We start from the raw sequence: 12,519 nt of genomic DNA on the forward strand, positions 1-12,519 counted from the left end.
ACTGATACAGATGGGGGAGATGTTCCCCAATTTATGAAGATCATCATGTTCCTGCAACGCATTTCATGCTTTTGCCTGAACATGATTTTGAAATTGAAGAAAATTAGAACTTAATCAGACATTCCCTTGTTTTAAAAATATTTCCGACGAAAACTACCAAGTAAAAATAAAAACCTTCACATCATCATGCAGGCAGGTGATATATGAAAGGCCTGCCCGCTCATAGTCATTCATGTCCATCGACTGTAGTCTTTCTGGCGGGTAGGCTTTTTTGACATCTTTGGCAAAAATGTAGAGGAGTTCTTTTTCGACCGCCTTGCCAAACATGACATGGCCGTAGGGTCCGCCGATATCCGGCAGATCAAATGGCAACTGCTCAAGAATGTTTTTAGGGACAGGAACAAAGGGCCAATAAACTTTTGCACCGGGATAGCTATGCCGCTTCATTTCGCAAAAAGGTCCAATGACTGCATTCAAGTCAAGCTCAAATCCCTTGGTGCAAATCAGCTCACCATCGTCATGTTCAAAATCTACAGGGACAAGGCAGAGATCAACTCCCATGGTTTTCTATACCTGTGAAAAATGCATTTTTACGCATCAACTCTTTCGCTGGCTCCATAGCCAATCTCAATTAAGCCCAGTTTCAAAGTGCGAAATATGATACTCGTCAGAATGTCGCATATTATCTGCACCAAGGATTCTTTACCTTGCCTTGCATTCAAAATGAAAGTGTTACTTTCAATATCACGAACTACTTGCACTTCAATGGTTTCGCCATTTGGCAAGTTAATTTCGCGCCATTCGCCCTTTTGTAATTTAACAATCTCTTCAATAGTCATTTTTGTTACATCAGGCGTTACGGACGGAGCAACTTCGAACTCATCTAGCAGCTCCCACTCTTCGGTGGCCGGGTTACCATAATGAATGTAGACTTTAGAATTTCTGCGTTCAATCATGACTTGCGTAAAATATATTTAATTGATTTTCCACCATGCTGTTGCCGGATAGTCATACAATATCACCGCATACACAGTGTGCATTTCATACTTAAAAATGAGCATTCATTTAACTTCAAATTTTGTCAAGCATGTAGGCCGAATTTTGAGCTGATAAAGCATAGCCATACCTACAAAGGTAATCACATTACCTTTTCCAAACTAATGAGACGAAATACGAAATTTTTTATAAATCGTGCCATTTATCAATAGCTATTAGCTGATCTATCCTCGCCTGAATGATGATATTGCTTTTTACACTCAATTCCCATTCTTCAACTGCCAGACATATATCTTCTGCAAAACATTCAATTTGCAACACCAATTTACCATGATGAAGATTTCTATGAATCCTTGTTCCAGTTGGTAGACTTGAGATGAATATAAATTGCTCTTCATTAGCTCTCTGAAGCATTCCTTGATGCAAACACTTACAGCGAAACATATAACAATCTGTAGCCGTAAACCTCAATTCTTTTGGGAAAGGGGCATTTAACGAATCACGTATTTCGTTAGTAATACCGTTCGCTAATACCGCAGACAATTGCGGTGCATTGGCAAGCGAATATTCCATATTAGATTTTGGGTCGTATTTGGCGTTCAAGTATTTCCGAAACCATTTTTTGTACCTATCGCCAACTCCTTTAGCAGGATCTTCCAGCGCCCCACATATATCAGGCATTGCCAAAGACAAAAATAAAGCACCAAAGAAATTTTGGTCTGAAACAGATTTCCTGATAGACGAAGTAAATCTTTTCATTGAAATTTGCCATCATGAGATTGGTTTTGATTTTTCACACTTATTAGATAATTACGAAATAGCTGAGTTCGTCGCTTAATTTTCTGAATTTCACTATCACACGTTGATCAATCGTACAGTGTTGGGCTGGTGAAGCGTAGTCTAGGGAGGCCCGGCCCAACCTACAAGCTCCGCCAACCTGTCCATGCACTAGCTACTGCCTCAATGCGCCTCTTCCCAATTTCCACCCGCGCCAACTTCGGCAAGCAAAGGCACATCCAGCTTCGCCACGGTCGCCATCAACTCTGGCAATTTTTTCTTAACGAGTTCCAGCTCAGCTTGCGGTACTTCGAGCACCAGTTCATCGTGTACCTGCATGATCATTCTGGATTGCAGTTGGTCTTTTTCCAGCCAGTCTTGCACAGCGATCATGGCGAGTTTGATGAGGTCGGCGGCTGTGCCTTGCATGGGGGCGTTGATCGCTGCACGTTCAGCTCCGGCGCGGCGGGGGCCGTTGGGGGAATTGATTTCTGCCAGCCACAGACGGCGGCCGAAGACTGTTTCTACATAGCCGTGGGCCTTGGCCTTGGTGCGGGTGTCAGCCATGTACTGGGCGACGCCGGGGTAGCGCTGGAAGTATTTGTCGATATAGCTTTGTGCGGCGCTGCGTTCTATGCCGAGGTTGCCTGCCAGGCCAAAAGCACTCATGCCATAGATGAGGCCAAAGTTGATGACCTTGGCATAGCGGCGTTGTTCGCTCGTTACTTCTGTCAGTGGCACGGCAAAAATCTCGGAAGCCGTGGCGCGGTGGATATCTTCGCCATTGGCAAAGGCAGCCAGCAAGCTGGCGTCACCAGAAATGTGGGCCATGATGCGCAATTCGATTTGCGAATAATCGGCAGAGATGATGACATTACCCGGCCCGGCTACAAAGGCTTCGCGTATGCGGCGGCCTTCGGCAGTGCGCACAGGGATGTTTTGCAGGTTGGGGTCATTCGATGACAGGCGACCCGTCACCGCCACTGCCTGCGCATAATTGGTGTGGACGCGGCCTGTGCTGGCGTTGACCATCTTGGGTAATTTGTCGGTGTAAGTCGATTTGAGTTTTGCCAGGCCACGATATTCAAGCAAGACCTTGGGCAGGGGATAATCCTCGGCCAGTTTTTGCAAGACTTCTTCATCAGTCGATGGTGCGCCGGATGGCGTTTTCTTGACGACAGGCAGGCCCAGCTTGCCAAAGAAAATCTCGCCCAGTTGTTTGGGGGAATTCAAATTGAAAGGCTGTTCTGCCAGTTCATAGGCCTTTTGTTCCAGCTCCAGCAGGCGAATGCCAATTTCATGCGACTGCGTTTCCAGCAAGTTTTTGTTGATGTGCACGCCATTGCGTTCTACCTTTTGCAGCACGACCGAGGTCGGTATTTCTATCTCGCGATAGACGCGCAGCAAATTGGCATCCGGTTCTATCTCTGGCCACATGGCGAGGTGCAGTTGCAGGGTAATGTCAGCATCTTCCGCCGCATAGGTGGTGGCGCGTTCTATGTCTACCTGGTCAAAGCCGATCTGGTTTGCGCCTTTGCCGCAGACTTCTTCAAAGCTGATGGTCTTCTTGCCGAGATGGCGCATGGCCAGACTATCCATGTCATGCGATTTATGCGATTCAAAAACATAGGATTGCAGCAGGGTGTCATGGACTATGCCGCGCAGATTCACACCCTGGTTGGCGAAGATGTGGCTATCGTATTTGAGGTTTTGGCCGACCTTGGCTTTGCTGTCGTCTTCCAGCCATGGCCTGAGTTTGTCCAGCACCAATGCCTTGGGCAACTGATCAGGCGCGCCGGGGTAGTTGTGGGCGACAGGTATATAGGCCGCATGCCCTACTTCGCAGCATAGCGAAATGCCGACCAGTTGCGCCGTCATCGGGTCCAGCGAGGTGGTTTCTGTATCCACCGATGTCAGTGCAGCGGCGTTGATGCGGACCAGCCACTCATCCAGTGCGGCTTCTGTCAGGATGGTCTCATAGTTCTGCTGAACTGGCGCAGCCGGGCTGTCAGTACCTGTCGCATCATCATTGAACAAACCAGCCTGTACTGAGTTACTGCCACTGGTGGCTGCTTTGGCGGCAGGTAGCGGCGTGGCACCAGCTGTAGCGTCGCCAGTCAATTCACGCAGCCAGGTCTTGAAGCCCCAGCGGCCAGCAAAGCCGACCAGCTCTGTCTTGTCTTCTTCTTTGGCGATCAGGCTGTCTTGTATGGAGGTGTAATGCCCGGTCAGGTCGCAATCAGTTTTTACGGTGATCAGTACACGGCCTTGTGGCAGCCATTCCAGCGCACTGCGCAGGTTGTCGCCCACCACGCCCTTGATCTTGTCGGCATTGGCGATGACGCCATCAAGACTGTCGTATTCAGCCAGCCATTTAACGGCGGTCTTGGGGCCGCATTTGGCAACACCCGGTACGTTATCGACGGTGTCACCGATCAATGTCAGGTAATCGATGATGCGGTTGGGTGGCACGCCAAATTTGGCCAGCACGGCGGGTTCGTCGAGCTTTTCATTGCTCATGGTGTTGATCAGGGTGACATTGGCATTGACCAGTTGCGCCAGGTCCTTGTCACCGGTAGAGACGATGGTGTTCATGCCCAGCTTGGTGGCTTCTACTGCCAGTGTGCCGATGACGTCATCTGCCTCTACCCCTTCGACCATCAGGATAGGCCAGCCCATGGCCTTGACGGCGATGTGGATAGGCTCTATCTGCAGGCGCAGGTCGTCTGGCATGGGGGCGCGCTGTGCCTTGTATTCTGCATACAGGTCATCGCGAAAGGTCTTGCCTTTGGCATCAAACACACAGGCAATGTATGCTGCCGGATAATCAGTACGCAAACGGCGTAACATATTGATCATGCCGTGTATGGCGCCCGTTGGCTCGCCTTGTGCATTACGCAGGTCAGGCAGGGCATGGAAGGCGCGGTACAGATAGCTAGAGCCATCAACTAACAAGAGAGTATTTTGCATATGAACGGAAACAGAAAAGGTGTAACGAGGTTGCGCCAGATTATCGATCAGGAAAAAGCAACTTCGCTGAAAGCGCGGGAATCATGGCATATGTTCACGATTATGGCAGAATTTATCGAGTCCACCGAGCGGCTTTCAACAATCCGCCCTGCAGTGACGATTTTTGGGTCTGCCCGCACCAAGGATGACCACCCTGATTATGCCAAATGCGTGGATTTGTCGCGCCGCCTGTCGGACGAGGGTTTTGCCGTCATCTCTGGCGGTGGCCCGGGCATCATGGAGGCAGCCAACAAGGGCGCTTTCGAGGGCGCATCGCCCTCAGTTGGCCTGAATATAGAATTGCCACACGAGCAACGTAGTAACCCCTGGCAAAACATCAGCCTGTCCTTCCGCCATTTTTTTGCGCGCAAGGTGGCTTTTGTCAAATATGCCGATGCCTATGTGGTTTTCCCTGGTGGCTTTGGCACGCTGGATGAGGTCAGTGAGGTTTTGACGCTGATACAAACCGGCAAGACCCGTAATATCCCGGTGATTTTGGTAGGCACCAGTTTCTGGCAAGGCTTGCTGGACTGGATCAGGGTGCAAATGGCGGGCAACGGCATGATCAACCATGATGATCTTTATCTGGTGCAATTGATTGATGAGCCAGCCAATATCGTCGATGCCATTTTTGCGTTTTACGAGGCCAGGGATATTAATTTGTCTGAGGATGAGCGCCAGAAGATGCTGTATTTGTAGAGCAAACATTAGTAGGGTGCGCCGTGCGCACCGCTTTTAAAATGGGAGAAACCGGTGCGCACAGCGCACCCTACCAAGGTTTTAACGCTACCAATCATCCTGCTTTTACTTCGCTTTCACAGCCCCCTGCTCTGTCTGCGGAAAACTCTGTATCACTTCGCCTTTGTCATCCAGGAAGTTCAACATGGCTTTACCTTCTGGCGTCACCAGCATCATGATACGTGCCTTGCCCTTGGCGTCGGCCATGATGATCGCAGACGATTTGCCACGGGTCTTGCCGACGAACATGCGGTTGGTTTGCTGGCCGCCAGCGTCTTTCCACTTCTGTAGCAATGCATCTTTATCGGGCCCGGCTGGGGCTTTTTCATAAGCCTGGTACAAACCATCGTAATCTTTTTGCAGGCCACGGTCATAGATTTTCAAGCCCGACTCCATGGTGCCACCACTTTCATAATGACCGAGTGAAAGTTGCTGGTCACCGCCGAATCTGTCCATGGAAAAATGCATGCCCGCGACGGGTTTGCCATTGTCATCAAGCTTGCCATCAAAAATGAAACCGCCATTTTCATCGCCCTGTGCATTATAGAAAATCATGCCGGGGCGCTGCGGGCCAATACGTTTGCTCTGCTTGCCGTCGGTGACAGGCTCAGGCAGACGCAGATGATTGGCGATGACCATTTCATGCTTGCCTTCGGGCGTGACGATGTTAATGCGCTCCACATCGATTTCAGAAAATTTTCCACGGTTTTCAGTCGTGGCAGCGGCTGTCAGCAGCATGATGCCCATCCCTGCGCCAGCGGCAAGCAACACCTGTTTGAGCAAGCGGTTTTGACGATTTAATTGTGTGATGAGTTCCTGTTGCTGGATCATGCTGTCTCCTTGGATATGGTTAGTATTGATGCGGCTACCTTCATGAATTAAGCAGCGCCGACGCATGATAAAAGCACGGTGCCTCATCAAACCAGTTCTCTGCGACTAGTGGAAATATGAGGGTCTTGAATGGCAGTTAAGAACGATGAACGGAGCTGCAGACTTAAGTCTGTATGGACGATTTTGGCTTGCGGTTACAATGGCGTCATACATCAATTCACTCCGCTCGCATGCACTATCATCTCATCAGCATCAAGCCAGAAGATTTACGTGCCCTGGCAGCGTCTGCCCTGCCAGACATACAAGGGTATAGCTGTGCAGTGGAAGCGCTGCCACCGCACTTTGTTGCCTCACGGGCGCTGGAACAGATGGCAGCCGGTGTGCCGGTCTACTGGTGCAGCACTTTTTATATAGTCGCCACGGCAAACCAGCACATCGTCGGCAGTTGCGGTTTCAAGCATGCCCCCAGAGATGGCATGGTCGAGATAGGCTATGGCATTTCACCCGACTGCAGAAAACAGGGTGCTGCCACAGCAGCCGTGCAAGCCTTGCTGCAACTGGCTTTTGAGGGTGGTGCCACGCAAGTAATGGCGCAAGTCAATCCAGATAATCTGGCATCAACAAGAGTGGTGCAAAAGCTGGGCTTCGTCAATACTGGCAGTTATGTTGATGATTTACAGGAGACGCTGGTGCGCTGGTGTTTTAACAGACACAAGGGTGACAAGGCATTGGCTAACGCAAACGATGAGAAACACAAGCCATGATACGCACACTGCTTTTAATCATCAGTGTCTTGGGCAGCTTGCTATTCGGCGCTGCGTTTGTGCTGTCTTATACCAATCCTGTCATGGTAGAAAACATAGCACGTGAAGTTGTACGCATGGAAGTAGAAAAACGTGTGACTGAAAAAATTGATACGTTGCAGGGCAGTAAAATCACGGCACTGGCAAGCCGCGTTGTAACTCATCAGAATGCCGAGATAGAAAACATCAGGCAACAGCTCGCTACAGGCCTGCCTGCGAAAATCGCCGGCATCGTGGCGGAGATGGGCAAGCTTGACTGCCCCTGCCGTCAGAAGATAGAGAAATCCATTACAAAAGGCCTGGAAGATCGCAGTCTGAGACTGACGCATCTCAATGAAAAACTGAACGATCTGATACGCAGCAAGTACATGGAAGTGGCGCAAGCCTTAACGAGCGAATTCCGTATATTTACCGCTGCCAATGCCCTGGTGTTTATCTTGCTGGCGGCCACAGTCTATTTGCGCCGACGCGCCAGCGTGCAATTACTACTGCCTGCTGTGGTACTGCTCGGTGCTGCCACTATCACTGGCTTTTTCTATCTGTTTAAACAAGATTGGTTGCACACGATTGTTTTTGCCGACTATGTTGGTCTGGCTTATTTTTCCTATCTGTCGTTGGCAATAGCCTGTCTGGCCGATGTGGTATTCAACAAGGCAAGGATATGCAGTGCAACAATCAATGCTGCGGCGCAAGTTGTGGGGGCTGCATTCCAGGTCCTGCCTTGTTGAGCCGGGTTCAGGCTGCCTCATCAAATAAGCGCAATGCTAGCAAGCCATGCCCGACAGCAGCACCTGCACGCAGTGCGGCGGCGATGAAGACTACCTCAGCAATTTCTTCCCGCGTTGCCCCTGCCCTCGCTGCATTTTTGCTGTGCGTATCTATGCAATAGGCACACTGCGTAGTCAGGGCAACGGCGATGGAAATCAGTTCGCGGTATTTTTCAGGGATGACACCATCGGCCCGTTCTGCCGTAGTCTTGAGTGCCAGAAAAGCTTGCGCTTCTTGGGGAGCGAGGCTGATGAGGTCTTTGGCTTTAGCCATGTCTTGCGGGTTTTGGTAGGTACTCATGATTACTCCTTTTAGGGGTTGGACGACATCTGCTTATCATGACAAGAGTGTGCAACGAGCCAAAAGGATTCACAGAGCACGATCTTTTTTTTTTGCATCTGCATGTATATGTACTGAAGGTATAATTATCAGACCAGTGCGCGCGGGTTCCCAGGCTTGCCTGGCATGATGAATGCCAGAATGCCGCAGTTTCAATCGATAGCAGAGGTGAAACAGGTATTTGAACTGATACATCAGACCAAAAGAATGACTTGAGGGGTTCACAACCAAAGAAGATTTTGGCGTGTTCACCGATATTCATTCTTGAGAATTTTTCGTGCTAACTAATAGCCTTGTTGAGGATGATTAAGTGAGGCCCACTTGTCATAAAGGCTAGTCAATAGTGGATTGCCAGTATGATCAACTAATTTCTTAAAAGAGATTTTTGCGTCCTCGAGTAACCATCCCGGACTATTTAATGCCTCCCAAGCCTTCTGATAGTCACAATTACTGATTGCAGCACTGAAACTTGCGTTGGGATCAAAATTTAATTTCATCCCGTTGCTAGCTAAGTCAAAACCAGTTTTCCCATATGTTGTTCCGCATTGGCGGTTCTGAAGATATTTTGGAATACCTGATTTGAAGACGTTCAATTTCAAATAATTTTTTTCGTCGATTGTTTGCAAGTTATCGAGTTCATCTACGCCCAATAGGGTACATAGTTGAGAAATCTCAATAGAAATATCTGAATCTTCTTCAAAATAATCTTGTGAAGACCTTCTAGCCAGGTAATAACAGAATTGCTTCTCATTGAGGCCAATTTCAAAAAGTTCAGACTCATCAATCATCAAATCAACAAAGCTAACTTTAAACTCAACGATGTCATACAAAAACGCACCAAAATACTGAAAAGACCCAATTGAATTTGCAATGGGTATAAGGGCAGGCGGAAAACCGAAACCATCATCAAATGGGATTTGAAGCCCAAGAATTTCACCAAAGCGTAGATTGGAATCTTTCAACCTATTTAACTGCTTCACATGTAAAGCGGCCAATATATGTTCATATTCCATGTCGTTATCTTATAGAAATTGAGATCCCACGCATCGGCAAGACATAATTCATAGTGCACCGATTCTAATTCTTACAAACTTATTTCGTCGCCTTGTCAATCGCCCTGTTCATGGCCTTCAGGCGCAGGTCTTCATCAGCCGCGCTGGAAGCTGGAGCACTTTTACCCAGTGCCTGCTCCATGATTTTTTTCTTCATTTCTTCATTCGTCATCGACGCTGAATAAGCACTGTCGGCGGCCTTGCCACCGTCTTCCTTGGCCATGGCAGCTTTAGGTGGCTCCATGCCTTTGGAGTCGTTGAGCTTGATTTTTTTGGTAGTGGGATTGGTGTCCACGCACAGGGTGTCTGAATACACGGTCTTGCCTTCAATGGTGCAGCGGCGTACGCCTTCACTGGTGGTGGCGGCCTGGCGCATGCCCGGGCCTTCGCTGATGCCGGTTGGCAGGCCAGTGCTGTCTTTGACGTCATTGCCGATGATGGCGGCAGCTTTACCAAAGCGTGCCCACATGTCTTGCATGGGCAGGTGGCCATAGCGCATGTAGTACAGGAAAGCCATGCCCAGTGATGCCACGAGCATGGAGATGATGGCGACTGCGATCAGGCTGATGCCGCGTTGTTTTGTATATTTCATGGCAGTTCCGAATTGTTCATGCGCTGCAGGATGACTTCACTACGTCTTTGCAAATAGCCTGAGCCTGGGTTTTTATAAAAGTAGCGTGGTTTGGGCAACATCACGGCAAGTCTGGCAGCTTGAGATGGCCCCAGGTTGGCAGCACTGGTATGGTAATAATTTTGAGCTGCTGCTTCTGCGCCGAAGACACCCACGCCCCATTCTACGACATTGAGATAAATCTCTAAAATACGTTGCTTGTCCATGCATTTTTCCAGCATATAGGTGATGATCAATTCTTCACCTTTGCGGAAATAGCTGCGGTCAGGCGAAAGAAACAGGTTCTTGGCCAATTGCTGGGTAATGGTGGAACCGCCAGAAACGACTTTGCCTTTTTTCTGGTTTTTTTCGTAAGCGGCTTGCATGGCTTCCCAATCCACACCTTCATGATCGACAAAGCCATCATCTTCTGAAGCGATGACGGCACGCTTCAAGTGATTCGAGATGCGGTTATACGGTACCCATTTATGCTTGAGCTGGAAGTCCGGTTTTTTCTCTTGCAAGACACTGAGTTGCTGACGCATGAAGCTGGTGGAGGTGGGGTTGTGATCTATCCACCACCATACGTGCGCCAGATAGTAGGCTTGTAAAAGTGTGAATAACAGCAGGGGCACGAGCACCAGCCAGAACAGGATGCGGCCAAATAATCTCATGCCTGGCTCGCCAGTAATGCAGCGCGCATTTCTGCCAGCACTTGCTCAGATGGCGGGCGCACGCCACGCCACAGGGCAAAGGCTACTGCCGCCTGTTCGACCAGCATGCCCAGGCCATCACGACATTGCGCGCCATGGCTGGCAGCCAGTCGCAGAAATGCAGTGGGGGTAGCTGCATACATCATGTCGTAAGCCAGCGTGTCTTTGCCAAATACTGTCGCGGCCAGAGGCGGCACATCATCGTTGATGCTGGCTGATGTGGCGTTGATGATGACATCAAAGGGCTGTTGCAAGTCTTCAAATCTACAAGCTTGCAGCTCACAATGATCATTCAGGCTGCGTGCCTGCTGCTGCAAATCCTGTGCTTTGGCGAGGGTACGGTTGGCGATAGTCAGGGCAGCAGGTTGCTCTTGCAACAGCGGCAGCAAGGCACCACGTGCGGCACCACCAGCGCCCAGCAAGAGCAGGCGTTTACCGCGCAGTTTGATACCGGCGTTGCGTACAATATCGGCCACCAGGCCTATACCGTCGGTATTGTCGCCATAAATGCGGCCCTGCTCAAACTTGAGAGTATTGACGGCACCCGCGATTTTGGCGCGCTCACTCAGTTCAGTTGCCAAGGCAAAGGCTTCCAGCTTGAATGGCAGGGTGACATTGGCCCCCTTACCACCTTTTGCGATGAAGTCATGCACGGTACTACCGAAACCATCCAGCGGTGCCAGCAGGCGCTGGTAGTCTAGCTGCTGGCCTGTCAGTTCAGCGAAGCGTGCATGAATGGCGGGCGACTTGCTATGCGCAATCGGGTTGCCTATGACGACATACTGGTCAGCGCTCAATTTGGCCCCTTGCGCAATTCAGTTTCCAACTGCTGCTCGCGAGTGAATTTGAAGCGGGCGAACATGATGAAAACTTCATTGCTGTCTGGACCCAGGCTAGCTTTTGGATAATGTCCAAATGGCCCGGAACGACGGACGATACGCAGTGCAGCCGCATCCAGCGCCTTGTCACCGGAAGAGACTTCTATACGTGGTCCGCCTTCTCTTTCATAGATAGTGCCATCCTGGAAAATGGGAATGGAGATAAACATTTCGCCATATAGTTTTTTACCATCCTTTTGCGGGAAATTCAGCGTACCAGTATCTTCGATGCGCTTTTGCACGGCCTTGTAATAAATTGCATGGTCAAGGCGTTTTGTGCTGGGCGTGATATAGGTTTTGCGCGGGCGCTTGTTCTGGTCTTCTATGGTTTGCGAAATTTCTGCAGCCATGCGCGCCAGTGCCTTGGTGGTATCGACGCTGTCCGTGCCAGTGGATGGCTGAGGTTTATCTTCGGTATTTTTCTTTTCCTGTTTCTCTTGGCGGAAATTATCCTTGAGCTTGGCCTGATCCAGCAATTGCTTTTGCTGTTCTTCCAGCTCGGCAATTTTGCGGCTATTGGTTTGCAGGGCATCACCATCTTCGCTGCGCTTCATGTCAGGCAAAGGTGATTTGCTGCGTCCGCTATCATGCGCGCCGCCACCGTCAAGGTCTGCCTGTGCCAGTGCTTCAGCAGTCACTGGAGACTTGGCATGCTTGGAATTGACGAGGATGATTTCGAGGTCAGCATCACGCGGCTTGTTGTCTATGGTTTTCGGCATGACAAAATGCACCAGCAAAGCCAGTGCATGTAAGACCAGCGAAGCCGTGATGGCGACGGTGAAAATCAGTTTTTCATGGCTGGCTTTGCCTGCCCCCAATTTTATGGTTTGAGATTTGGCGGAACCGCTTTTGACTTTGCTGCTCGTTGCTGCAGCACCAGTAACAGGGCTTACTGAAGCAACAGATGCAGCATCGCCTGCCCTGGCGGGCTGAGCTTGCTCGCCAGGCAGATTTTCTTGTTTAACCTGTTTCGCAGGTTTGGTTTTTTTATTCTGACTTTTCATT

14 protein-coding genes are annotated in these 12,519 nt (G+C 49.7%); 3 read left to right on the forward strand and 11 right to left on the reverse strand.

Annotated features, from left to right (window positions below):
• Positions 1–153: 153 nt before the first annotated feature.
• The 4 genes from ACO0LD_RS28935 to polA form a co-directional block, all read right to left on the reverse strand.
• Entirely contained in the window at positions 154–561 is a 408-nt protein-coding gene (locus ACO0LD_RS28935) for a hypothetical protein (protein WP_423012519.1), read from the reverse strand.
• A gap of 29 nt (positions 562–590) precedes the next feature.
• Positions 591–956: a hypothetical protein gene (locus ACO0LD_RS28940; protein ID WP_423012521.1), complete on the reverse strand. Its 366-nt coding sequence runs from the start codon at positions 954–956 to the stop codon at positions 591–593.
• 226 nt (positions 957–1,182) lie between these two features.
• Entirely contained in the window at positions 1,183–1,755 is a 573-nt protein-coding gene (locus tag ACO0LD_RS28945) for a hypothetical protein (protein WP_423012523.1), read from the reverse strand.
• Between the two features lie 201 nt (positions 1,756–1,956).
• A complete protein-coding gene (gene polA, locus ACO0LD_RS28950) occupies positions 1,957–4,743 on the reverse strand; it encodes a DNA polymerase I (protein ID WP_423012525.1) in 2,787 nt (928 codons plus the stop codon).
• On the opposite strand from polA, the gene ACO0LD_RS28955 reads away from it, so the two are divergent.
• Entirely contained in the window at positions 4,744–5,481 is a 738-nt protein-coding gene (locus tag ACO0LD_RS28955; RefSeq protein WP_423012527.1) for a TIGR00730 family Rossman fold protein, read from the forward strand.
• Between the two features lie 105 nt (positions 5,482–5,586).
• On the opposite strand, the gene ACO0LD_RS28960 is transcribed toward ACO0LD_RS28955, so the two are convergent.
• Positions 5,587–6,351 carry a hypothetical protein gene (locus tag ACO0LD_RS28960; RefSeq protein ID WP_423012530.1) on the reverse strand — a complete coding sequence of 255 codons (765 nt, stop codon included), beginning with the start codon at positions 6,349–6,351 and terminating at the stop codon, positions 5,587–5,589.
• Positions 6,352–6,581: 230 nt separating this feature from the next.
• On the opposite strand from ACO0LD_RS28960, the gene ACO0LD_RS28965 reads away from it, so the two are divergent.
• Both ACO0LD_RS28965 and ACO0LD_RS28970 read left to right on the forward strand, forming a co-directional pair.
• A complete protein-coding gene (locus ACO0LD_RS28965) occupies positions 6,582–7,115 on the forward strand; it encodes a GNAT family N-acetyltransferase (protein WP_423012532.1) in 534 nt (177 codons plus the stop codon).
• Entirely contained in the window at positions 7,112–7,882 is a 771-nt protein-coding gene (locus ACO0LD_RS28970; protein WP_423012534.1) for a hypothetical protein, read from the forward strand. The genes ACO0LD_RS28965 and ACO0LD_RS28970 overlap by 4 nt, the downstream gene beginning before the upstream one ends.
• Positions 7,883–7,889: 7 nt before the next feature.
• Here the strand turns inward: ACO0LD_RS28970 and ACO0LD_RS28975 are convergent, their stop codons facing one another.
• From ACO0LD_RS28975 to ACO0LD_RS29000, 6 genes are all read right to left on the reverse strand, one after another.
• Entirely contained in the window at positions 7,890–8,222 is a 333-nt protein-coding gene (locus ACO0LD_RS28975) for a carboxymuconolactone decarboxylase family protein (protein WP_423012536.1), read from the reverse strand.
• Between the two features lie 323 nt (positions 8,223–8,545).
• Entirely contained in the window at positions 8,546–9,274 is a 729-nt protein-coding gene (locus ACO0LD_RS28980) for a hypothetical protein (RefSeq protein ID WP_423012538.1), read from the reverse strand.
• A gap of 79 nt (positions 9,275–9,353) precedes the next feature.
• Positions 9,354–9,905: a hypothetical protein gene (locus tag ACO0LD_RS28985; RefSeq protein ID WP_423012540.1), complete on the reverse strand. Its 552-nt coding sequence runs from the start codon at positions 9,903–9,905 to the stop codon at positions 9,354–9,356.
• Positions 9,902–10,597 (reverse strand): monofunctional biosynthetic peptidoglycan transglycosylase, encoded by a 696-nt coding sequence (gene mtgA, locus ACO0LD_RS28990; protein WP_423012542.1) that lies wholly within the window; start codon positions 10,595–10,597, stop codon positions 9,902–9,904. Before mtgA ends, ACO0LD_RS28985 begins: the two co-directional genes overlap by 4 nt.
• A complete protein-coding gene (aroE, locus tag ACO0LD_RS28995) occupies positions 10,594–11,433 on the reverse strand; it encodes a shikimate dehydrogenase (protein WP_423012544.1) in 840 nt (279 codons plus the stop codon). The genes mtgA and aroE overlap by 4 nt, the downstream gene beginning before the upstream one ends.
• Positions 11,430–12,518 carry a TonB C-terminal domain-containing protein gene (locus tag ACO0LD_RS29000; RefSeq protein WP_423012546.1) on the reverse strand — a complete coding sequence of 363 codons (1,089 nt, stop codon included), beginning with the start codon at positions 12,516–12,518 and terminating at the stop codon, positions 11,430–11,432. Before ACO0LD_RS29000 ends, aroE begins: the two co-directional genes overlap by 4 nt.
• Position 12,519: the final 1 nt, after the last annotated feature.

Source organism: Undibacterium sp. Ji83W (assembly GCF_049340385.1).
Classification (GTDB): Bacteria; Pseudomonadota; Gammaproteobacteria; order Burkholderiales; family Burkholderiaceae_D; genus Undibacterium.